The organism is Parasaccharibacter sp. TMW2.1882 (assembly GCF_023337635.1).
GTDB classification, from domain to species: Bacteria; Pseudomonadota; Alphaproteobacteria; order Acetobacterales; family Acetobacteraceae; genus Bombella; species Bombella apis.
Genome location: NZ_NWUT01000004.1, coordinates 1 through 23333 on the forward strand (window position 1 = coordinate 1; position 23333 = coordinate 23333).

The window sequence follows — 23333 nt, forward strand, 5'->3', positions numbered from 1 at the left end:
CCAACGAAAACGCCGCCAACATATCCCTTCCAGTCTCTACTTTATAACCCATATTCTCTTGTCAATGACCACCCCAGCCGCCCCAGAACTCCCGCCCCAGCGCCGCCGGTGAATGGGCTTATACGCACCCACCCCCATACGGTCAACACGATTCCCGAAACTTTCTCAAAGTTTCTTCACATAAACCCAAAAAACCCCAGAAAACCGCCACCCAGCCCCAAAAACACAACCCCCGGCGAATCACCCCACCAAAAAAATCGAACATGGAAAAGAAAAAGCCGGTCCCCTTTGAAAGGAGACCGGCTTTCCCAAAACAGTCTGAGACCAAGAAGGCTTCAAAGAGACTTGAGATCGTGCTGCTTCACCTTTTCAGCAACCTCAATCTCCGCACGGGCAGCCTGAATCTGACGTCCCAAGCTTTCCTGAAGCTCAACCTCATCAGGACCAACCCTTGTCCACTGATTCTTCAGCTCATCCAGCGTCTGGCTGGCATCATCAATGGACAGGTCTTCAAGCGCCCGCACCGAATCGGCAAGAATCGTGCAGTGATCCGCTGTCATGTCGACAAAACCACCCGTGACGAAGCAGCGCTCCAGAACCTGGTCGTCCTTGTAGAGAGTGATCACCCCACCACGAAGCTGCAACAGCAACGGGGCACGGCCAGGCATGGCCGCAATGTCCCCTTCCGTACCCGGAACAACAACCATATCGACCTCACGGTCCGTATAGCGTCTTTCCGGGCTGACGATTTCGGTGCGAAGCGGCATGGATCAGCCCTCCTGCTTCATCTTCTCGGCTTTCGCCTGCGCCTCTTCAATGGCGCCAACCATGTAGAAGGCACCCTCAGGCAGGTCATCGCACTCACCGTTCACAACGGCCTTGAAGGACCGCACGGTATCTTCCAGAGACACCAGCTTGCCCGGAGACCCCGTGAAAACCTCCGCCACATGGAAAGGCTGCGACAGGAAACGCTGGATGCGGCGAGCACGGCCCACCACCAGCTTATCCTCCTCGGACAGCTCATCCATGCCGAGAATGGCGATGATGTCCTGAAGCTCCTTATAGTTCTGGAGCGTGCTCTGGACAGCACGGGCCACCTCGTAATGCTCCTGCCCCACAATCTTGGGGTCCAGAGAGCGGGAAGTCGAATCCAGCGGATCCACAGCCGGATAGATGCCCATCTCAGCGATGGAACGGTTCAGAACCGTCGTAGCATCAAGGTGAGCGAAGGTAGCAGCTGGAGCCGGATCGGTAAGGTCATCGGCTGGCACGTACACGGCCTGAACGGAGGTGATGGACCCTTTCTTCGTGGAGGTAATACGCTCCTGAAGGGCACCCATCTCCGTTGCCAGTGTCGGCTGATAGCCCACAGCAGACGGGATACGACCCAGAAGAGCGGAGACCTCGGAACCAGCCTGCGTGAAGCGGAAGATGTTGTCCACGAAGAAAAGGACGTCCTGACCTTCCACATCACGGAAGTACTCGGCCACAGAGAGACCCGTCAGGGCCACACGGGCACGGGCACCCGGCGGCTCGTTCATCTGGCCATAGACCAGTGCCACCTTGGACCCGTCAGTATGACCGTTCTCATCAATCTTGATAACACCGGCACCCTGCATTTCGTAATACAGGTCGTTCCCTTCGCGGGTACGCTCACCCACACCGGCAAACACGGACACACCACCATGCGCCTTGGCGATGTTGTTGATGAGCTCCTGAATGATGACGGTCTTACCCACGCCGGCACCACCAAACAGACCAATCTTACCACCCTTCAGATACGGGCAAAGAAGGTCGATCACCTTGATACCTGTCACCAGAATCTCGGTATTGGCAGCCTGTTCCTCAAAGGAGGGAGCGGGGCGGTGGATCGGGAAGCGGGTTTCCGTCTTGATCGGCCCCTTCTCATCGACCGGCTCACCAATGACATTGATGATGCGGCCCAGAGTAGCCGGACCAACCGGCACGGTGATCTGGCTGCCCGTATCGGTCACCTCAGCACCACGAACGAGACCATCAGTCCCTTCCATGGCGATGCAACGGACCTGACGCTCACCAATTTCCTGCGCAACTTCCAGCACGACCGTCTGATCACCATTCATGACATGAAGGGCATTCAGAATATGCGGCAGCTTGTCCGTAAACTGGACATCCACCACCGGGCCACGAATCTGGGTGATCCGTCCAACACCAACACCGGCATTTTCAGCAGAGCGGTTGAGTTCCTCAGACATCAGATTTCTCTCCTGCATGATCTCAGACGGCTTCTGCGCCGGAAATGATTTCGATCAGCTCGTTAGTAATATTGGCCTGACGTGTCCGGTTATACCGGAGCGACAGACGCTCGATGGCCTTGCTCGCATTGCGGCTGGCATTATCCATGGCCGTCATGCGGGCACCCTGCTCACCGGCAGCGCTCTCCAGCACGGCAGCATAAAACTGCACAAGCAGATTGCGTGGCAGAAGCTGTGCAAGAAGGTGGCCTTCATCAGGCTCAAACTCGTAGACAGCGCCGTCTGTCCTCTTCTCCCCGGCATTGTCATTCTCCGCAACAGGCAGAGGAACAAGACCAAGGGCCTGTGGCGTCTGGGTCATCGCATTGACAAAGCGGTTGCGCATCAGGGTGCAGGCATCAATCTCCCCACCCTCGACCAGATCGGCAACACGTTTCGCCAGATCCTGGGCAAGGGCATAAGCATCCTGCTGGGTCCCCGCCTTGTTGTGGAGCGAATCCACAACCATGTCCGGATAATAGCGCCTGAAGATCTCAGCGCCCTTGCGGCCAACGGGCAGCAGACGCACGGTACGACCCTGCGCCAGAAGGTCCTCGATCTGCTGACGGGCAGCACGGATGATGTTGGCATTGAAGCCACCGGCCAGTCCACGATCGGACGTCAGAACAATGAGAAGATGCACATTGTCCCGTCCCGTGCCAGCCAGAAGCGGCGGCAGGGTGGAAGGGTCCATCCCCTGCGATGCCGCTGCCAGCTCGCTCATCATACGCCGCATGGTATCAGCATAGGGGCGGGCTGCCTCGGCCTGATTCTGGGCGCGCCTCAGCTTTGAGGCAGCGACCATTTTCATTGCGCTCGTGATCTTGCGGGTCGATTTGACCCCCGCAATCCTTCCGCGCAGTTCTTTCAATGAAGGCATGAGCTACAACCCTCAGGCTGAAAAACGTTTGCTGAAGGCCTCAAGCAGGGACTTGAGCTCACCCTCGATCTCCGGTGTCAGCTTCTGCTCGGTACGGATCCTGGCCAGAACACTCTTGCCACCGTTGCGCAGCTCCTCCAGGAGAGCAGCCTCATAGGACGTCACCTGGTTGACTGCCACGGAATCCAGATAGCCACGGGTTCCAGCGTACAGAACAGCCACCTGCTCCTCAACAGCCAGCGGGGAGGTTTCCGGCTGCTTCAGCAGCTCCACAAGGCGGGCACCACGATCCAGCTGACGGCGTGTTGCCGGATCAAGGTCAGAGGCAAACTGGGCAAAGGAAGCCATCTCACGATACTGGGCCAGCTCCAGCTTGATGGTACCGGCAACCTGCTTCATGGCCTTGATCTGCGCAGCCGACCCCACGCGGGACACGGACCCACCCACGTTCACGGCCGGGCGAATACCCTTGTAGAACAGGTCAGTTTCAAGGAAGATCTGACCATCCGTAATGGAAATAACGTTGGTCGGAATGTAGGCGGACGTGTCACCAGCCTGTGTCTCGATCACCGGCAGGGCCGTCATGGACCCGGCACCGAACTCTTCGGACATCTTGGCGGAGCGCTCCAGCAAACGGGAGTGCAGGTAGAACACGTCACCCGGGAAAGCCTCACGCCCCGGCGGACGGCGCAGCAGCAGGGACATCTGGCGATAGGCCACAGCCTGCTTGGAGAGGTCATCATAACAGAGCAGGGAGTGCATCCCGTTATCCCGGAAATACTCACCCATGGCAGAAGCAGAATAAGGAGCCAGATACTGCATCGGGGCAGCATCGGAGGCCGTGGCAGCCACGACGATGGAGTAATCCATCGCACCAGCTTCTGTCAGCTTGCGCACAAGGTTGGCCACCGTGGACCGCTTCTGCCCGACAGCAACATAGATGCAGTACAGGGACTTCTTCGGGTCACCCTCGGCATTGACACCCTTCTGGGCCACGATGGTGTCGATCAGGATGGCGGTCTTACCTGTCTGACGGTCACCAATCACCAGCTCACGCTGCCCGCGCCCGATCGGCACGAGGGCATCAATGGCCTTGATGCCGGTCTGCATCGGCTCACTGACGGACTGACGGGGCATGATACCCGGAGCCCGGACATCAGCACGACGATATTCGACATTCTCCAGCGGACCACGGCCATCAATCGGGTTGCCCAGAGCATCCACGACACGCCCCAGAAGCCCCTTGCCGACGGGAACTTCCACAACCTTGCCGGTGCGCAGCACGGTATCACCTTCGCTGATGAGGTCACCCTCACCGAAAATGACGACACCAACGCTGTCGCTCTCGAGGTTGAGAGCCATGCCACGCACGCCACTCCCCTCAAACTCGACCATTTCACCGGCCTGAACATTGGTCAGACCATAAACGCGGGCAATCCCATCCCCAATGGACAGAACGGTCCCTGTCTCTGAAACAGCGGCAGGCTGATCAAAGGACGCGATCTGCTGCTTGAGAATTTCTGAAATCTCGGCGGGACGGATCTCCATCACGCGGCTCCCTTCATGGCGTTCTGCAGACGGGCCAGACGCCCGGCGATCGATGTATCAAAAAGAACTGAACCAACACGCACAACCATACCCCCAAGCAGGGTTTGATCAACATGTTCAGTCATGGCAATATTGGCATACCCGGCCTGCTGGAGGCTGGCACGGAGGCTTTCACGCTGCCCATCTTCCATTGGGCGGGCAGTCGTCACTTCCACACGCACCTCGCCACGCTGGCGGGCGTCCAGAAGAAGAACGGCTGACAGGATTTCATCCAGGCCAGACAGACGGCGCTGATGGGCAATGAAGCCAACAAACCGCTGCAGGGCCTCACCAAGCCCGAGAGCGGAGCCAAGGGCTTTCACCAGTTTTTCCGTCTGGCTGATGTCGAGCCGGGGATCCGCCAGAGCGGTACGCAGGTCCGGCAGCTGGGCGATGGCCTTTCGCAGCGCCCGCACCTGCTCCAGCACGGTGACCTTGTCCTGTTTGCTGTCCGAGAGATAGTCCTCAAAGGCCCGGGCATAACGCTGCGCCACTTCGCCTGGCGCCCTGATCTGCTTTTCCTGTGCAACCGTCACGGGTTCATTCCGTCTTCATGAGGTTCTGCTTTCACGACCGGTTTCCCGGCACAACCCAACCGGCATGCCCCGGAACATGCTGCGTGACAGCACGGCGTCCCAGAGCCGGAACCCGGCCAGTGTTTCGTCCATGTCCACTAACACGGCGGGGCCCTCCAGCGCAACCAGAGGACCAACCGGGCCACGGCCCACAACACCGGTGGAACCGGCCAGCATAGCAGGGATGCAATGCCCGCGGACTCCAGCACCAAGCAGCCCCCGTTCCATCCATTTACTAGATGGATAGATGGCGAGGCCCATGCGCAGAGTGTCAATTTTTCAGGAGACTGGAGCGGGCGAAGGGAATCGAACCCTCATCAGAAGCTTGGAAGGCTACTGCATTAGCCATTATGCTACGCCCGCTCTGTTTCGGGCTGGAGATATAACCGCTCTCCCAGAGCAAGACAAGGGGGGATTCACCCCACCCTGCAGATGTGAAAGGTTTTTTCATTTTCTTGGAGATAGTGCTTGACTTTATGGGCCTGTCGTTATCTTTTCCTGCCCATCGTCAAGCCCTGAGGGGCGGACGGTCGCAGGTCGATTCGACCCTGAAGGGGTGTAGCTCAATTGGCTAGAGCGCCGGTCTCCAAAACCGGAGGTTGGGGGTTCGAGACCCTCCACCCCTGCCACGTCATACCCTGCCCGCCTGACTGCCTTACCCGGGTGACAGGGCTCGGGCCGAGATAGATTTGAGGATAATGGTGTCGGTCACAAAGCCGAAAGGCAATTCACCGAAGATGCCTCCGGCCCAGAAAGGCCCAGGATTCAGCCTTCGTAGATATTTTTCAGATGTGTGTGCCGAGGCCAGACGTGTTACGTGGCCGACGCGTCGCAATACCATCATTACAACAGGTGCCGTGCTGGCCATGGTCGTCGCCACCTGTATTTTCTTTTTCGTCGTCGATCAGCTGATCGGCCTGGGGATCAGCAAAATCTTAGGCATCGGAGGCTAAAGCAGCATCATGGCAAAACGCTGGTACGTTGTGCATGTCTATTCAGGCTTCGAGAAGAAGATTGCCGATCATATCCGTGAACAGGCCGAAAAGAAGGGGCTGAGCGATCAGTTCGAAGAAATTCTGGTACCGTCCGAGGAAGTGACCGAGGTCCGTCGTGGCCGCAAGGTGAACACGGAACGCAAATTCTTCCCCGGTTATGTTCTGGTCAAAATGGAACTGACGGACCGTGCCTGGCATCTCGTCAAGGACACACCGAAAGTGACGGGCTTTCTGGGTACACGCAACAACCAGCCAACGCCCATCAGCAATGCTGAAGCCAAGCGGATTCTCCAGCAGGCTCAGGAAGGTGTCGAGCGTCCCCGCTCCAGCCTGTCTTTCGAGATTGGCGAGCAGGTGCGGGTTTCCGATGGGCCTTTCACATCCTTCAATGGCAGTGTCGAAGAAGTCGATACGGAGAACCAGCGCCTCAAGGTCAGCGTCTCCATCTTTGGCCGCTCCACACCGGTGGATCTGGACTACAATCAGGTCGAAAAACTCTGAAGGAAGGGCCTTCGTTCCTTTCCAAAGAAACCACCCCTTCATGGTCTGAAGCGGGTGGTTTTTTTATGGCTTCCCCTTCTCATTCATGAAGGCATGAAAAAACCCCGTACAGCCTTCCAGAGGCCGTACAGGGTTTCCCCATCAGGCAGAAGCCCTGTTCCGTTACAGGCTGGAGGCCTCCTCATGGACCGGCAGTGCCGGTAGCGAATACAGAAGCTGGATGGCCTGGTCGGACAGTACTCCCATACCTTCCGCCAGAACCCGCACCATGTCGGCTGGCTTCGTTCCGACAGGCTGCGGCGATACCCACTGCACATTCACTGCACGAGCCTGTGAATCTGGCGCCCCTGCCCTGTGGGCAGACAGCACACCAGTAATGACAGCATGACCAGATACATCCTGCTCGAACCGGGACAGGCTCAGCTCCAGATAGGCTCCAGCCGTCACGGCTACAGAATCATTCTGGGAAAACAGCACATGGCCGGGCAGGCGCTGCCTCAGGTTGGCTGCCAGGGCATGACCAAGCATCTCGCCGAGCGGCTCACTCCAAGCAGCAGCAGGCACCATATGATCCTGGGCATCCTGCATCACCCTCAAAAGACCATCCCGATCCAGCCGGGAGGTGATGGATGGGGTAAGCACCTCAATGGCCTGTGGCAGGGCCGCCTGTATCACAGGGGACGCCACTGGCCCGGTCTGCGGTGCCAGAACATAATAGGTCGTAGGTGTACTGCTGCACCCGGCCAACAGAACACCTCCCAGGCAGACAGCTCCCAGCAGCCCACATGAACGCACGAAGGAAGGGTGGAAAAAACGCTTCATGGATCAGGGCCCCCGACCGGTAATGAGAGATGATGGATGATGGTCCAGATAGTCCGCCAGAAGATGGAAAGAGCGGGACATCCGTGTCAGCTGGACAATCAGCTCTTCAAGATTTCTGCGGAAGTCCGGATTGCCCCCATAGGAGGACAGCATCGTACGGGCCTGCGCCAGTGTGCCATTCAGATTGACCATCAGCTCTGGAAGATGCTCATCCGCATGGTCCAGCAGATGGTTCAGCGAGACCAGAGAGCCACTCAGGCCGGCCATGGCCCGTGTGACCTCGGGGCTTCTGAGACGTTCATCACCATGAGCGAGAATCTCATTCAGATGGTCACCGATCTGGGTCAGCGGCATGGCCGCAATCTTGTCCGTGATGGTGGACACTGACTGGAGGATGCTGTCCATGCCGCCGGGCTGGCTTGGAATCACGGCTACACCATTCTCAAACGTTATCTGCTGCCCTTCATGCGTCTTGTCAGGCGCGAAAGACAGGGCAATCATGGCCTCCCCTGTCAGGAAACTGACATTCTGAACAGATGCACGCATCCCTTCAGCCACAAAACTGCCCAGCAGATCGCTCTTCCGGGCGGAATCCTGCTCATCGTCAGCAATCACACGCTCAGGTTCAAGCTGCATCTCCACCCGGACACGGGGAGCGTGACCACGTTTATTACCTCCCAACTCCAGATGCACACCTGTCACCTGTCCGACCTGAAGACCGAACATCGTCACCTTGCTGCCTTCCGTCAGGCCAGCCACAGCTGTATCGACATAGGTCAGAACAGGGACCTTGTGACGATAACGGGCATTATCCGCATCCTCCTTTGTCTTGTAGAGATGGAAAACGGAATTGGCCACCGCAGGCGGCGTATCCTCAGTCTGTGCACTGTCAGGACGACCAAACGCCACCCCACCGGAAAGAAGAGCCTGGAATGACTGGAGGCGAATATTCATGCCCCCGGCTCCAAAGCCTATCTGCATCCCCGATACATTCCAGAACCGGCTGTCAGCCCTCAGATAACGATCATAGGGCGCCTTCACGAAGGCCTTGATCAAAAGAGGCCCCTCTCCACCAGGCGGCATGGTATAACCAAGGATTTCCCCCACCTGTACGTCCCGGTAGAAAATGGGAGCCCCGGCCCCGAGGGATTCCAGGGTGGACGAAACCAGCCAATATGTGCTGCCCGGTTTGTCCGAGCGGATACCGGGAGGCGCTTCCAGCCCCTTAAAGTGGGTCTGGTAATGGCCTCCCTCCGGTTTGCCCGGATCCATGGCGATATAGGCACCAGAAAAAAGCGTATCCAGCCCCGTGATGCTGGCCCCGTTGATGCGCGGGCTGACAACCCAGAACCGGGTATGCTCATTGAGCGTCCGCGGATCGATGCCACTCATCTGGATAGTCACATCAGCATGGGTCATGTCCGGGCTCAGGGCTACGCCCTGCACCACACCCAGGTTCACCGCCTTGTTCTTGACCTGCGTCTGCCCCGGAACAATGCCATCAGCAGCATCAAAGGAGACGACAATGCTCGGCCCCATGGTGGCAAAGTGCCTCCAGGCCAACCATCCGGCAATCAGCAGAGCAAGGATGGGAATGATCCAGAGCACGGAAAACCGTGGCAGCCGGACATTGGCCTCTGCCCCATGTCCACCTTCGGAATGTCGCTTCAGATGCTCATCTCTCACGCTTTTTCAGGCTCCATACCCCGTAATTCCGTCACATCCTCTTCTCCACCCTGCCTGGAATGGCCCAGACCCTGCCGGTTATAGCCTGCAGCATCCCACATACGCCGGGGATCATACAGGTCTGCGGCAAAAATAGTTAACACAACCACAAGAGCAAAGAAGACCACACCCAGCTCGGCCGTCACGCTCGCCATGAAGCCGAACCGGACCACAGCCGCCAGAATGGAGATCATGAACACGTCAATCATCGACCAGCGACCAATGAACACCACGACCTTGTAAAGGCCTGTCAGGCGCTTCAGCGCCTTGTGAGAGGCCCTGCCCCGACATTCACAGCCGATCATCAGGGCCAGCAGGAACACCTTGAGGACCGGCACGGTGATGCTGGCAAAAAGCACCAGCAGAGCCAGAAAGTAAAGGCCAGCCTCCCAAAGCTGGATCACTCCAGAAATGATGGTGCTGGGGTGTCCGTGCCCAACCTTCACGAAGGCCATGACCGGCAGCATGTTGGCCGGAATGTAGAAAATGAAAGCCGCCACCAGAAAACACATGGCCGCCTGAAGGCTGTTCCGCTTGCGCCGCCGAAGTATCTGCCCACAACGAGGGCAATCCCCCATGTCACGCTCATCATCCACCGGGCCACGGGCGACAAAAACCAGTCCACAGGCATGGCAGGACAGCATGTGCTTCTCCGGCGGCAGGGCACGCCCCTCCGCCATGTATATGCCCAGACCAGGGCGCCTGGTGACGGACCTGTGCCTCCATATCATGTCGGCATCAAAGGCCGAATCCATGGCTGCCATCATCACCATCAGCCCCCCGAGCAGGTACACGCCCGGTTGCAGGATGACCAGGGCCAGATCAACCAGCTTGGTATAGGCCACGAGCAGGCCAATGACGTACACCTCGACCATGGACCACGGGCGCAGCTTTTCATACCAGGCCAGCAGGGGACGGACCCAACGGGGCATTTCATCCCGGGACGCACCATAAAGAATCAGCGTCATGCAGACGAGCACGATGCCAGGCATGAGCACGCTGGCCAGAGCCACCAGTATGGCAATGCTCCCATAACCCTGCCGGGCCATTTCCAGCGGGCCGCTCATGAGGGTGACCATGTTCTCCCGCCCGTAGATGTTGAGCGTCATGAGCGGGCTGACCAGCAGCACGATATACAGCGCCAGAGCTGAAAGGCAGAAGACCAGCGGGCCGCCAATCTCCGAAGTCCTGCGCCGTCGTGCCATGGTATTTCCGCAACGGGCGCAGCTCAGAACATGTCCTGGCCGCAGGTGAGGAACATGCTGGAAGAGACCACAGACATCACATTCATCCACCCCGGCCACCACCTTGAGTGCGGGCTGGTCCACATCATGCCGCAGGAAGGAACAGGCTCCGCCCTGGCTCCACAATCCTTTGTGAAAATGATCTTTTCTGAACATCCACCCCTCTTGCGCCGCCAGAGAGGGGTCTGCAACCCCTTTCAGGCCGTTATCCATAAATATTTTACATACACCGTTGCCTGTCACCTCATTTTTCTGTATAGGCTCAACCCGATGCCGACATAGCTCAGGGGTAGAGCAACTGATTCGTAATCAGTAGGTCCTCGGTTCAATTCCGAGTGTCGGCACCAGCTTCCCCTACACAGGATCGAAGGCGGACATGGCGGGACAACCGGATGGTGGTTTTTTTCCCCGCTCCGGTCCACTGCCCCCAGCACTTCACCACGGCAGCGTAACACCCTCCTTCCTGCCCGGGCATGGTATTGCCATCCTTCCCGCGGATGCACTTCTCCTCGGCTTTTTCCTGGTCCTGTTTCTCCAGTACCGCCATCGTGTGCGACGCAGGCGCAAGGCTTGGCAGCTTCTCTGCCAGCTCATTGCCCGGCATCAGCATACACTGGCGCAACGCCAACAGGCCTGCCTGACCGAAAACCATTATGGCGTCGTGGACAAACAACGCTGGCACAGGGAGCTGGACTATTTCTGCCAGAGCATCCTTCTCACCTGCCTGATGCAGGAAAATCTGGCTGACATATGGCCCTCCCTGCGGCGGCGGACCCTCCGACGCATCAGCCGTGTGGTAAAAATCCTTCTCAAGCGCAACAGGACATCTCCTCCCCCAGCCGCCGCCGGGAGCAGCACCACACCACGGCAGTTCACCGCCACCATGGACCCGCTGGATTATGAACGTTTCTGCGCCGGACTGCTGCGTCAGGCCGGATGGCAGGCACGCACCACACCACCGGGGGCAGACCAGGGCATGGACATCATTGCCGAGCAGAGCGGAGTCCGGCTCGTCATACAATGCAAACTCTATGGCAGGCCGGTCGGGAACAAGGCTGTCCAGGAAATTTTCACAGCCCGGCAGCACCGTCAGGCCCAGTATGCAGCTGTCGTCTCCAACGCTGGCTATACCCGCCCGGCCCGGCAGCTGGCCCATGCCACCGGTGTCCATCTGCTGCATCACAGCCAGCTTTCAACACTGGGCCTCATGGACCTCCAGCCCCAGCCGGACCTTTTTCACCCATAAACAAAAAAGACCGGCCTGAAACAGGCCGGTCTCTTCATCCAGTCACCCAGACTGCCACATCAGAAGCAGCCCGGGCCTATCATGTGTTCCCTCAGGAAGCAGCCGGGACACGGATGATGTGGTCAAAGGCAGACAGGGCAGCCTTGGCACCCTCACCCATCGCCACGATGATCTGCTTGTACGGCACCGTCGTGGCATCACCGGCAGCAAACACGCCGGGGATGGAGGTACGGCAACGCTCGTCAATGCCGATCTCACCGATGCGGGACATCTCGATGCCACCCTTCAGCCAGTCCGTGTTCGGCAGCAGGCCGATCTGGACGAAGATGCCGTCCACGTCGATGCTGTGCTCGCTGCCATCCTTGACATCCTGCCAGCTCAGGCCGGTCATCTTGCGGCCATCACCACGGATCTCGGTCGTGCGGGCGTTCACCACGATATCGACATTCGGCAGGCTGCGGACCTTGTTCTGAAGGACCTCATCAGCCGTCAGCACAGGGTCATACTGAAGCAGCGTCACGTGGGACACGATACCGGCGAGGTCGATGGCGGCTTCCACGCCACTGTTGCCACCACCGGCAACAGCAACCGGACGGCCCTTGAAGAACGGACCATCACAATGCGGGCAGTAGGCGACGCCCCGTGTGCGGTATTCTTCCTCACCCGGCACGTTCAGCTGACGCCAGCGGGCACCTGTTGCCACGATGATGGTACGGGCCTTCAGGTGGGCACCGCTCTCCAGCACGATCTCGTGCAGGCCACCTTCCTTCTCGGCCGGAATCAGCTTGGCAGCACGCTGTGCCGTGATGACACGGACATCATAGCTGCGAACATGCTGCTCCAGATTCTTGGCAAGGGCCGGACCTTCGGTCTCCGGTACGGAGATGAAGTTCTCGATGCCAGCCGTATCCATGACCTGACCACCGAAGCGCTCAGCCAGCAGACCAGTGCGGACACCCTTGCGGGCCGTGTAGATGGCGGCGGCACAGCCAGCCGGACCAGACCCGATCACCAGCGTGTCGAACGGAGCCTCGTCATTCAGCTTCTCGGAAGCCTTGGCAGCACCTTCAGTATCGATCTTGGCCAGAATCTCCGGCAGTTCCATGCGACCAGTGGAGAAACGCTCACCGTTCAGGAACACCTGAGGGACGGAACGCACATCACGCTCGTTCACCTCATCCTGGAACAGGGCACCATCAATGGCCGTGTGGCGGATGTTGGGGTTGAGCACGCTCAGCGTGTTCAGGGCCTGAACGACATCCGGGCAGTTGTGGCAGGACAGGGAGAAATAGGTCTCGAAATGGAAATCACCCTTCAGGGCCTTGATCTGCGCAACCTGTTCAGCCTCGACCTTCGGCGGGTGACCACCAACCTGAAGCAGGGCCAGTACCAGAGACGTAAACTCGTGGCCCATCGGGATGCCCGCAAAGCAGACCTGAACATCTGAATCTGCGGCACGGATCAGGAAAGACGGGCGACGGACGTCATTGCCACCTTCCTGATAGGAAACCTTATCAGAGAGTTCGGAAATTTCGTTAAGAAATTCTTTCATCTCACGGGACTTGTCGCCCTCATCAAGGGAGGCAACAAGAATGATGTTGTGGCGCAGATGCTGGAGGTACCCTCTCAGCTGGCCTTTGAGTTCGTCGTTCAGCATGAATTCTCTCTCCAGAATCTCTGGTGCTCAGGGTCTGGCAGACCGGGGAATCGGCCCCATGAAAAAGGAGGCGCACCACAACGCAGCACGCCTCCCCTCAACGGTGGGGAGAGGCCCCCCACCATACTTCCCGTTTTCAGGGCGTGATCAGATCTTGCCGACCAGGTCCAGGGACGGATTCAGGGTTGCCGTGTCGCCACCCTCTTTCCACTTGGCCGGGCAGACTTCACCCGGGTGAGCAGCGATGTACTGGGCAGCACGGATCTTGTCGAGCAGCTCGGCAGCGCTACGGCCCACACCCTCGGAGGTGATCTCGATGTACTGGATCTTGCCTTCCGGGTCGATCAGGAACGTGGCGCGGTCAGCCGTGTGGCTGCCATCGGCACGCAGAGCATCGAAGTTGCGGGCGATGTCGCCAGACGGGTCACCGATCATGGTGTACTGCACCTTGCCGATGGCCGGGGACGTGTCGTGCCATGCCTTGTGGGTGAAGTGCTTGTCTGTGGAGACACCGAAGACCTCGACACCCATCTTCTGGAAGGTCTCATAGTTCTCGGCGAGGTCTTCCAGCTCTGTCGGGCAGACAAAGGTGAAGTCAGCCGGGTAGAAGAACACGACGGACCACTTGCCACGCAGGTCTGCATCAGAGACCTGAAGGAACTTGCCATCACGGAAAGCCTGGGCGGTAAACGGCTTAATCTCGGAACCAATAGCAGGCATGGAAACCTCCTCATTCACTTTCAGAATTGTAGACTTCCGCAGGGCCTGCGGATGTCCCCTCAAAGGGACAGCCCAACCTTGGGAATGTCAAGCATGTTCACCTTCTAGCCCACGGCTCTGAAACCGTCTAATTGAGGGTTGTTATCAGTATAATTGAGAATCATTATCAATCCTTATGCGATTCCAGTCTTTTTCCCTTGGCCCTGCCTCCAACTCAGCTTATTGGTATCCTTATGTCCTACGTTCCTCTTTCCGGTCTGTCCCTTCGGGACATCGAGTACGTCGTCGCAGTTGATGACCTGCGCAACTTTTCCCGTGCAGCTGAGCGTTGCGGGGTCAGTCAGGCGGGGCTGTCCGAGCAGGTGAGAAAGCTGGAGCAGCTTCTCAATGTCACCCTGTTCGAACGCTCCCGTCGGCATGTGGCTCCCACACCGGAAGGTGAGCGCCTCATCGCCCTGGGGCGGGATGTGCTGGCCTCAGCCCGCAATCTGCTGGAAGTCGCCCGGGCCCATACAGGACCGCTGGACGGCCTCCTGCATATCGGCGTCATTCCCACTCTCGGGCCGTACTACATCCCCGGCCTTCTGCCCCGCCTGCGCCAGAAGTACCCCCAGCTGGGCCTGAGGCTGAATGAGAACACCACGCCCAATCTGGTACAGGCTCTCCGGCAGGGCGATCTGGATGTTGCCTTCATGGCACCCACGGCTGCTACCGAAACACTGGAACATGCACCGCTCTTTCAGGAACCTTTCCTGGCGGTATTCCCCAAAGACCATGAGCTGGCCACCAAGAAGAATCTCTCCATTGCCGACCTAGCTCGGCCGGACCTGCTGCTGCTGGAAGACGGACATTGCCTGCGGGACCAGGCCCTCTCCCTCTGCCCCAGCAATTTCCGCTCGCAGGACCAGCGTCTGGCCACCAGTCTGGAAATGCTCTGGCACATGATCGGCGCCGGAGAAGGTTTCTCCCTCATTCCCCGTCTGGCCCTGAACAACAGGCAGGAATTTGACGGCCTTGTGACAGTCCGGGAGCTGAGTGAGAGCGAAGCCCGCCGGACCATCAGCCTCGTCTGGCGTCCATCCGACCCACGGGCAACATCCTTCCGGGAGCTGGCCAATTTCCTGCGGGCTACCACACCAGATGGCTGCCTGCCGCTGCCCAAAACGAAGATCCCGACCTGAAGGGCTCTTCTCCCCGGGGCAGACTCCATATCCCAACATGAAAGAACGGGTGGAAGAGCATGGCTCCTCCACCCGTTCTTTCATTTACAGACACAACATGCCCGGAACACCGGGCTGACCCTGTCAGCCCGGCTCCCTTTCAGCCTGTCAGCTCAGTGTCATCAGCTCGGCATTGCCACCGGCAGCTGCCGTATTGACGCTGACCACCCGCTCCTGCAACAGGGCTTCCGGCTGCAACGTCACACTGTCAGCCCAATAGACCAGCGGAACAGGTGCATCCGGGTTCTTCAGATGGTCTGCAACGATCTGCCACAGCCCTTCATTGATGGTCTCCGTCAGGATGACGGAACATTTTTCCACATCCCCCAGAGAATCTGCTGGCTTGATCACCTCCCGCAGAACATCAGGCAGCGTATCCAGAGAGGCAATGACCGCAGGAGCAGCCAGCGCCACGACCTCATTCCCGCAGCTGATCGCATAGCTGATCATGCGCTTCAGGCCGGTAGGTGTCTCTGCCACAACCAGCACACGGCCACGGGGCTCAAGCCTGTACGTATTCCGCTCACCTACAGGAGAAGGAAGCTCCAGACGGCAATCCAGCAGGCCATGATCCATCCATGGCGTCACCTCACGGACCAGCTCACGGTCATCCGTTCCCAGCCACAACAGCCAGGACCGTGCCATGGCAGGCATGGCGTCCGGTTTGGCCAGCAGCGTACGGGGCGCATGGGCGAGCTGCCGACGCAGGGCCAGAGGACCACCTGCCTTGGGGCCAGTCCCTGAGAGGCCATGACCACCAAACGGCTGGACACCGACAATCGCCCCGACAATGTTGCGGTTGACGTAGATGTTCCCAGCCTCGACACGCTCGACCAGATAGTCGATCCGGGACGGAACACGGCTATGCACGCCGAAGGTCAGCCCATAGCCGCCCGCATTGCTACGGGTGATCAGGGCCTCCAGCTCTTCACGCTGGTAACGCAGCACATGCAGCACCGGGCCAAAGATTTCACCCCCCACATCAGCGATCGCATTGACCTCGATCAGTGTCGGCGGAACAAAGGTGCCGTCAGCCGTTTCGTCCTTCACAACCGGCGCCTGGAAGACCGGATGGTTACGGCCACGCAGCGCCTCAATGTGATCGACAATTCCCTTGCGGGCCACTTCACTGATGACCGGCCCGACATCCGTGGCCAGCTTGGCCGGGATGCCGATCCGCAGTTCTTCCATGGCGCCCTTCAGGAGGGAAATGATGCGATCGGCTGCATCGTCCTGCACGCAGAGAACACGCAGGGCGGAACAGCGCTGGCCGGCACTGTCGAAAGCGGAGGCAACGATGTCCTTCACCACCTGTTCCGGCAGGGCCGAAGAATCAACCACCATGGCGTTCAGGCCACCCGTCTCCGCCACGAGCGGCACAGGCTGCCCATTGCGCCCGAGACGGCCAGTCAGCTGGCGGGCAATGATCTGCGCCACAACCGTGGAACCGGTAAAGAGCACACCAGCGATGCGCTTGTCCGCCACCATGGCAGCACCGACATCACCCTCACCCGGCAGGAGTTGCAGGACCTCTTCCGGCACGCCAGCCTCATGCAGAAGTTTGACGGCCTCCATGGCGATCAGCGGCGTTTCTTCTGCCGGTTTGGCCAGAACGGTATTACCGGCGGCCAGAGCGGCAGAGACCTGCCCAAGGAAAATGGCCAGCGGGAAGTTCCAGGGGCTGATGCAGACAACTGTCCCCAATGGGAGGTGGGTCTTGCTGCTGAACTCACGCCGGACCGTCCCGCCATAGTACCGGAGAAAGTCGATCGCTTCCCGTACCTCAGCTACGGCATTGGGATAGGACTTGCCAGCCTCCCGGACAGCCAGCCCCATATAGGCGATGTAGCGTTCCTCAAGCAGGTCGGCCGCACGCTCAAGAATGGCGCCACGGTCATCAGGGGACCGGGCTGCCCACTCCTCGAAAGCTCCCTCAGCAACATCCACAGCACGAGTGACATCCTCTGGCACGGCGAATGTCACTGTCCCGACCTGGTCACTCCGCTCCGCCGGGTTCGTCACCGGGTGGACAGGGCGTTCGGCCTTGCCAAGGCCCGGAACCAGCGGAGCCGCCTCATAATGCTCCGGCAGTCCCTCAAGCCCCTTTCCAAGGCGGGCCAGAACGAGATCATCATTCAGGTCCATGCCCTTCGAATTGTGGCGGTCAGGCTCAAACATGTCGAGCGGCTTGCTGATCTCAGCATGAGGGGCCCCAACCGGAGTGTAGGACCGGGTTGTCTTGACCGGGTCCTCCACCAGCTTCTCCAGGGAAATCTTCGAATCTCCCAGAAGATTGATAAAGGACGAATTGGCTCCATTCTCCAGCAGGCGGCGGACCAGATAGGCCAGCAGCGTGTCATAGGTTCCGACCGGGGCATAAATGCGACAGGGGCGACCCAGATGTTTCTGCCCTACGACGCTTTCATAAAGAGCCTCGCCCATGCCATGCAGGCACTGGAACTCGTACTGCCCCTCGTGGAAGTCCCGGCCAGCCATGGCGTAGATGGACGCCACCGTGCGGGCGTTATGCGTGGCAAACTGGGGGAAAACGGCATCACCAGCGGCCAGCAGCTTGCGGGCACAGGCGATATAGCTGACATCCGTATGACATTTGCGGGTGAAAACCGGGAAATCCGGCACACCATCAATCTGGGCCTTTTTCAGCTCGGTATCCCAATAGGCCCCCTTGACGAGGCGGACCATGATGCGATGGTGCGTCTCACGGCCAAGAGCGATGATGTAATCCAGTACGGCAGCGGCACGGCGGCCATAGGCCTGCACAACAAAACCGATGCCATCCCAGTCGGCCAGCTCCGGGTCACGGCAGAGTGCGTCCAGAATATCCAGGGACAGATCCAGACGTTCGCTTTCTTCAGCGTCAATGTTCAGGCCGATATTGTAATGCTTGGCACGTACGGCCAGTGCCTTGACCGTCGGCAGCAGCTCACCCATCACACGCTCACGCTTGGCACGCTCGTAGCGAGGATGCAGGGCAGACAGCTTGATGGACAGGCCGGGGCGCTCATAAACCGTGTTGCCCCTGGCCATGGAGCCGATCGCCTCCAGAGCGGCATGGTAGGAGGCCTGATACCGCTCGGCATCGTTATGGTCCAGCGCTGCCTCACCCAGCATGTCGTAAGAGTAGTTGAAGCCCTGGGCCTGCCGCTTGTGGGAATCCTTCAGCGCCCCCTCGATGGTCTGGCCCAGCACGAACTGCTGGCCCATCATCTGCATGGCAAACTGCACGGCTTTGCGGACAACCGGCTCACCCCGTTTGCGCAGCAGGTCATGAATTGCCCCCATGCGCTTTTTGGGGGATACAAGACGGCTCGTGACATCAAGCCCCCAAGAGGCAGCATTGATGATCAGCCCACTGTCACGCCCCATATGGGACAGCCAGTCACCGACACCAACCTGATCCCGGATCAGAGCATCCCGGGTTGCGTGGTCAGGAGTACGCAGCAGGGCCTCGGCCATGCTCATCAGTGCCACACCTTCGGCGGAACCAAGGCTGAATTCCTGCACCAGCGTCTCAACCAGGCCGGGCCGACGGTGATCACGCAGATTGCGGGCCAGAGCAAGGGCCACCTTGCCAGCCACGATCTCCTCGTCAGGTTTCAGTTCAGCGGCGGGAAGAAGCGCTTCCACACACTCCTGCTCTGGATACCGGATCTTCTCGGCGATGGCCTTCCGCAGAGCAGAACGTTCCGGCAATGAACCAAAATGACGTGCAAAATAAGCCATAGCAAACCTTCAAGCTGATCGCGTGACAACCACTTCCTGTTGTTAGAGGAGAAGGAACTTCTCTATCTCCAGCCAGACCATGAAACATGGGGTGTTGTCCATATCCAAAAATGCGATTCGCACAAATTATATTCGGGTTACGAAACGTTTCCGAATGCCAGAAAGGCAGCACGGCAAGGAATGTCCGTCCCTCCGCTTCAATCGACTGCCCCTGCAAGACGGAACAACCCTCCCGAAGGGCTGGATAAATATTGTGTGAAGGCTTGGGGAAACAGTGTGTTTCATCCCCTCAGGCAAGGATGAAACCACCCCCCAGAACACGGTCACCCTCATACATCACGCAGGCCTGACCAGGGGCTGGCAGGGCGGGTTCATCCAGCTGCACCTCGGCCCGGTTCCCCTCCAGGGGCCGCACCAGGGCCTGCCGCAGCCCTTCCCGTGCCCGCAGCTGTACACCACAGCGCACACCCTCTGCCGGGGCGTCAATCAACCAGTTCATATCCCGCAGGCGAACGGTCCGGCGGCCTTCATCACTGGTCACCTTCCGGCGGGGGCCAACAATGATGCGGCGGGAGGGCACATCAATGGCCGTGACCATCTGGCGCTCCCCCGTCCCCGTATGAATATCCCCCAGACGACGGCTCTGGCCAACCGTATAACGGGCAATGCCCTCATGACGGCCCAGCACGGTCCCGTCTTCAGCCACAATGTCACCCGGCCCTTCAATCTCCGGCCGCATCTTCTCCACCAGCCCGGCATAGGAGCCGTTCGTGACAAAGCAGATATCCTGGCTGTCCCGCTTGGTGGCCACATCCAGCCCCAGCTCCTCCGCCAGAGCACGCACATGGGCCTTGTCGGGCATCTCGCCCAGCGGGAAGCGCAGGAACTCCAGCTGCTCACGGGTCGTGGCAAACAGGAACCAGCTCTGGTCCCGGTCCCGGTCCACCGGGCGGTGCATCTCCACACCTTCCGGGCCTTCCAGCCGACGTACGTAATGACCGGTTGCCATGGCCTCACAGCCGAGGTCCCGGGCCATGTTCAGGAGGTCCGTGAATTTAACCCCCTGATTGCAGGCCACACAGGGAACGGGGGTCTCCCCCCGAGCGTAGGAATCGGCAAAACTCTCGATCACACTTTCCCGGAAGCGGCTCTCCGCATCGATGACGTAATGGGGAAAGCCGATACGCTCGGCGACCATGCGGGCATCCATGATGTCCCGTCCAGCACAGCAGGCCCCAGGCTTTGCCGGACCGCTATGGTCGTAAAGCTGGAGGGTTGCTCCGATGACCTCATGGCCCTGCCGCTTCAGCAGGGCTGCCACCACGGAACTGTCCACCCCACCAGACATGGCCACAAGGATGCGCATGACTGGAAACCTCAGCCAGCCTTGGGAAGATGGACGACAAGACCGTCCAGCTCTTCCGTCATGACTATCTGGCAACCCAGACGGGATGTCTTCTCCAGCCCGAAAGCGAGGTCAAGCATGTCTTCCTCATCATCAGTCGGGCTTTTCAGCTTGTCCGCCCAGGCCGGGTCCACGATCACATGACAGGTCGCACAGGCGAGCGAGCCTTCGCAGGCCCCTTCAAGGTCGATATTATTCTCATGGGCGATCTCCAGCACGGAGAGACCTGCCTGTGCCTCCACCTCGTGGCGGCTACCATCACGCTCAACAAAAACCATCCGGGGCATAAGTCCCTACTCCCTGTATCCATGCAGCGGTCTCACCTCCCGGCAAGGCCCTGCCCAAAACGGGCCACTGCGCACTCCACATCACCTGCCGAGGTAAAACGTCCCACCGACAGGCGCAAGCTCCTGCGTGCCTCCGCCTCTGTCAATCCCATTGCCCTGAGGACATAGGATGGTGCCCCAGATGCCGCTGAACAGGCCGAACCGGATGAAAAAGCAACCCCCGGCACTGCTGCCATGACCTGCTGGGCCTCCAGCCCGGCGGGCAGGCACACATTCAAGACGCCCGGCAGCCGTGGGGCAGGCGCACCATTGAGACGCACCACCGGGAACAGCTGCCGCATACCCTGCCACAGCCTCTCCCGCAAGCCCGCAAGACGGTCAGCCTCCTCCTTCCCGCTCTCCACGGCCAGCCGGGCGGCCTTCCCCATGCCGATGATCAGCGGGACCGGCAACGTGCCAGAACGCAGGCTGCGCTCCTGCCCGCCGCCTGAAAACAAAGGTAGCAGCCGCACACGGGGCCGCCGCCGGACATACAGCGCTCCCACGCCTTTGGGACCATATATCTTGTGTGCCGAAAATGAAGCGAGATCGACACCCTCCAGCGTGCAGGGCAGCTTGCCGAACATCTGGGCCATGTCCACATGCAGCAGGGCGCCGGCCTGCTTCACCAGCGGCATGAGGCGCCCAAGGTCCTGCACCACGCCTGTCTCGTTGTTCGCTGCCATGATGCTGACCAGCAGCGCGGGTGTCTTCAGGGCCTCTGCCAGACGATCCGATGACAGGCGGCCATCCGGCTCCACCGGCAGGATGACAGGCTCAAACCCCTCGCCCTCCAGTGACCGTACAGCTTCCAGCACACATTTATGCTCCGTTGCCACGGTGACAAGGCGCCGTCGCCCATCACCCTGTTCCTTCAGGAAACGGGCGGCTCCCTTGATGGCCAGATTGTTGGCCTCCGTTGCCCCGGAGGTCCAGATCAGCTCCTGCGGGCTGACGGCGAGAGCCCCGGCAAGCTCCTCCCGGGCCTGCTCCACGGCCGCATTGGCCTTCTGCCCCGGCAGATGCAGGCTCCCTGCGTTGGCGGGATACTGTGTGAACCATGGCAGCATGGTCTCCAGCACGGCTGGATCACACGGAGTCGTAGCAAGGTAATCCAGATAGATCACATCAGCTTCAGGTTGCACGGCCACCTCCCTGGAGAGAGCTGCGTTTCAGAAGGCCACGTCCGGCAAAACGCTGGGCCATGAGAGCATAAACCTGCCCAAATGCCCTGACAGCTCCAGCTTCGGCATTCCACGGCAGCGAGACACGGATGGCCTGCCCGGCTGCCTCCCCCTGCCCCATGGCCTCCAGCACATGGGATCGGGCCACCTTGCCGGATGAACAGGCCGAACCGGCTGAAACGCAATATCCCTCGATATCCAGCGCCATGAGCTGCATCTGGGCCGCCACACCGGGCAGGACCGCACTGATGGTATTGGACAGCCGGGCCACACCATGCCCCATGATGAGGGCTCCAGCCTGCACCATGACACCCTCCAGCTCATCCCGCAGCGCCTCCAGGAGGGTCCAGTCCTGCTTCCGACTCTCCTCAAGGGCGGCGGCCATACCCATGTGGGATGCAAGGGCCGGTGTGCCACCCCGCCGTCCCCGTTCCTGCCCGCCACCGGGCAGCAGGGGAGCCAGGGGCCTGTCCTCCGGCAGCAGCAGGGCACCGGCCCCCTTGGGACCACCCATCTTGTGGGCGGACAGGGCCAGACTGGCCCCCGCCAGGGACCCGTCTTTCAGAGCCAGTGAGAACTCGTCCCGCTCCTGCATCCGGCCTGCAGCCTGTACGGCATCGACATGCAGAAAGGCACCATGCTGGCGACAGAGAGAGGCTACATCCCGCAGGGGAGCGTATACCCCCGTCTCATTATTCGCCGCCATGATGCAGACCAGCGGCCCCGGCCGATCACCTGTTCCGGGAGTATGGGCTGCCAGCATCTCCTCCAGCGCCATGCAGTCGATCACCCCCTGCCCGTCAACCGGAATGAGGGACGCCTCCGGGGCAGCTTTGCGGATGGCATCATGCTCGGTGGCACCAATGAGAATGGCACGGCCTTCCGCCCGACCAAAGCCATGCAGGGCAAGCGTATCCGCCTCCGTTCCCCCTGACGTGAACACACAGCAGTCAGCCTCCCTGCCAAAAGCGGAGGCCATCGTCTGGCGGGCTTCTTCCAGCATGATGCGGGCCCTGCGTCCTGCGGCATGGACAGAAGACGGATTCCCTGTCTGCTCCAGCCCGGCCAGCATGGCAGCCCGTGCAGCAGGCCGCAGGGGTTCGGTTGCATTGGCATCGAGATAGACAGGGCCCTGCTGCACAGCTGTATCCTGAACCATGAAAAAAACCTTCTGCTCCGCTCATGCACATCCGGGACAGTGCCTTTCCCGCAAGCCCCATGACAAACCC

The 23333-nt window shown here is 59.7% G+C and carries 20 protein-coding genes and 3 tRNA genes; 6 read left to right on the plus strand and 17 right to left on the minus strand.

Going from position 1 to position 23333, the window contains the following annotated elements:
- Positions 1-335 precede the first annotated feature (335 nt).
- The 7 genes from atpC to CO583_RS08865 form a co-directional block, all read right to left on the minus strand.
- On the minus strand, positions 336-767 hold the full coding sequence (atpC, locus tag CO583_RS08835) for an ATP synthase F1 subunit epsilon (RefSeq protein WP_043559580.1): 432 nt from the start codon (positions 765-767) through the stop codon (positions 336-338).
- A 3-nt stretch (positions 768-770) separates the two neighbouring features.
- Complete coding sequence (gene atpD / locus CO583_RS08840; protein ID WP_043559688.1) at positions 771-2234, minus strand: F0F1 ATP synthase subunit beta; 1464 nt, start codon at positions 2232-2234, stop codon at positions 771-773.
- Positions 2235-2256: 22 nt separating this feature from the next.
- Complete coding sequence (locus CO583_RS08845; RefSeq protein ID WP_043559583.1) at positions 2257-3153, minus strand: F0F1 ATP synthase subunit gamma; 897 nt, start codon at positions 3151-3153, stop codon at positions 2257-2259.
- A gap of 12 nt (positions 3154-3165) precedes the next feature.
- Entirely contained in the window at positions 3166-4701 is a 1536-nt protein-coding gene (gene atpA, locus CO583_RS08850; RefSeq protein ID WP_043559586.1) for a F0F1 ATP synthase subunit alpha, read from the minus strand.
- Positions 4701-5276, minus strand: a complete 576-nt coding sequence (gene atpH, locus CO583_RS08855) for an ATP synthase F1 subunit delta (protein ID WP_249103368.1) — start codon at positions 5274-5276, stop codon at positions 4701-4703. Before atpH ends, atpA begins: the two co-directional genes overlap by 1 nt.
- Positions 5277-5291: 15 nt before the next feature.
- A complete protein-coding gene (locus CO583_RS08860; protein WP_143539988.1) occupies positions 5292-5576 on the minus strand; it encodes a hypothetical protein in 285 nt (94 codons plus the stop codon).
- Between the two features lie 27 nt (positions 5577-5603).
- Positions 5604-5678, minus strand: a tRNA-Gly gene (locus tag CO583_RS08865).
- Between the two features lie 189 nt (positions 5679-5867).
- Here CO583_RS08865 and CO583_RS08870 point away from each other — a divergent pair.
- The 3 genes from CO583_RS08870 (at position 5868) to nusG (ending at position 6811) form a co-directional block, all read left to right on the plus strand.
- A tRNA-Trp gene (locus CO583_RS08870) sits at positions 5868-5944 on the plus strand.
- Between the two features lie 69 nt (positions 5945-6013).
- The gene (gene secE, locus CO583_RS08875; protein ID WP_081562558.1) at positions 6014-6268 is read left to right on the plus strand and encodes a preprotein translocase subunit SecE; all 255 of its coding nucleotides are present in this window, start codon (positions 6014-6016) and stop codon (positions 6266-6268) included.
- Positions 6269-6277: 9 nt separating this feature from the next.
- The gene (gene nusG, locus CO583_RS08880) at positions 6278-6811 is read left to right on the plus strand and encodes a transcription termination/antitermination protein NusG (RefSeq protein ID WP_043559594.1); all 534 of its coding nucleotides are present in this window, start codon (positions 6278-6280) and stop codon (positions 6809-6811) included.
- 162 nt (positions 6812-6973) lie between these two features.
- On the opposite strand, the gene CO583_RS08885 is transcribed toward nusG, so the two are convergent.
- From CO583_RS08885 to CO583_RS08895, 3 genes are read right to left on the minus strand one after another with little or no spacing between them, the layout of a single operon-like run.
- On the minus strand, positions 6974-7633 hold the full coding sequence (locus CO583_RS08885; protein ID WP_248460243.1) for a membrane integrity-associated transporter subunit PqiC: 660 nt from the start codon (positions 7631-7633) through the stop codon (positions 6974-6976).
- A 3-nt stretch (positions 7634-7636) separates the two neighbouring features.
- Positions 7637-9319: an MlaD family protein gene (locus CO583_RS08890; RefSeq protein ID WP_249103369.1), complete on the minus strand. Its 1683-nt coding sequence runs from the start codon at positions 9317-9319 to the stop codon at positions 7637-7639.
- Positions 9316-10758 (minus strand): paraquat-inducible protein A, encoded by a 1443-nt coding sequence (locus CO583_RS08895; RefSeq protein WP_043559600.1) that lies wholly within the window; start codon positions 10756-10758, stop codon positions 9316-9318. The genes CO583_RS08890 and CO583_RS08895 overlap by 4 nt, the downstream gene beginning before the upstream one ends.
- Positions 10759-10874: 116 nt before the next feature.
- Between CO583_RS08895 and CO583_RS08900 the strand changes: the two genes are divergently transcribed.
- Positions 10875-10949: transfer RNA gene (locus CO583_RS08900), tRNA-Thr, on the plus strand.
- 29 nt (positions 10950-10978) lie between these two features.
- Positions 10979-11848, plus strand: a complete 870-nt coding sequence (locus CO583_RS08905) for a restriction endonuclease (protein WP_248460240.1) — start codon at positions 10979-10981, stop codon at positions 11846-11848.
- A gap of 91 nt (positions 11849-11939) precedes the next feature.
- On the opposite strand, the gene ahpF is transcribed toward CO583_RS08905, so the two are convergent.
- Together ahpF and ahpC are read right to left on the minus strand one after the other, a co-directional pair.
- The gene (ahpF, locus tag CO583_RS08910) at positions 11940-13505 is read right to left on the minus strand and encodes an alkyl hydroperoxide reductase subunit F (RefSeq protein ID WP_043559602.1); all 1566 of its coding nucleotides are present in this window, start codon (positions 13503-13505) and stop codon (positions 11940-11942) included.
- A gap of 147 nt (positions 13506-13652) precedes the next feature.
- Positions 13653-14225 carry an alkyl hydroperoxide reductase subunit C gene (gene ahpC / locus CO583_RS08915; protein WP_043559605.1) on the minus strand — a complete coding sequence of 191 codons (573 nt, stop codon included), beginning with the start codon at positions 14223-14225 and terminating at the stop codon, positions 13653-13655.
- A gap of 233 nt (positions 14226-14458) precedes the next feature.
- Here ahpC and CO583_RS08920 point away from each other — a divergent pair, with 233 nt between their 5' ends.
- Positions 14459-15406, plus strand: coding sequence for a hydrogen peroxide-inducible genes activator (locus CO583_RS08920; protein WP_043559608.1), 948 nt, complete (start codon positions 14459-14461; stop codon positions 15404-15406).
- A gap of 147 nt (positions 15407-15553) precedes the next feature.
- Here the strand turns inward: CO583_RS08920 and putA are convergent, their stop codons facing one another.
- From putA to CO583_RS08945, 5 genes are all read right to left on the minus strand, one after another.
- Entirely contained in the window at positions 15554-19189 is a 3636-nt protein-coding gene (gene putA, locus CO583_RS08925; RefSeq protein WP_248630859.1) for a bifunctional proline dehydrogenase/L-glutamate gamma-semialdehyde dehydrogenase PutA, read from the minus strand.
- 289 nt (positions 19190-19478) lie between these two features.
- The gene (gene mnmA, locus CO583_RS08930) at positions 19479-20555 is read right to left on the minus strand and encodes a tRNA 2-thiouridine(34) synthase MnmA (RefSeq protein WP_043559613.1); all 1077 of its coding nucleotides are present in this window, start codon (positions 20553-20555) and stop codon (positions 19479-19481) included.
- A gap of 11 nt (positions 20556-20566) precedes the next feature.
- On the minus strand, positions 20567-20881 hold the full coding sequence (locus CO583_RS08935) for a ferredoxin family 2Fe-2S iron-sulfur cluster binding protein (protein ID WP_043559617.1): 315 nt from the start codon (positions 20879-20881) through the stop codon (positions 20567-20569).
- A 32-nt stretch (positions 20882-20913) separates the two neighbouring features.
- Positions 20914-22047 (minus strand): cysteine desulfurase family protein, encoded by a 1134-nt coding sequence (locus CO583_RS08940; RefSeq protein ID WP_248630877.1) that lies wholly within the window; start codon positions 22045-22047, stop codon positions 20914-20916.
- A gap of 7 nt (positions 22048-22054) precedes the next feature.
- Positions 22055-23263, minus strand: coding sequence for a cysteine desulfurase family protein (locus tag CO583_RS08945; protein ID WP_086431858.1), 1209 nt, complete (start codon positions 23261-23263; stop codon positions 22055-22057).
- Positions 23264-23333 lie beyond the last annotated feature (70 nt).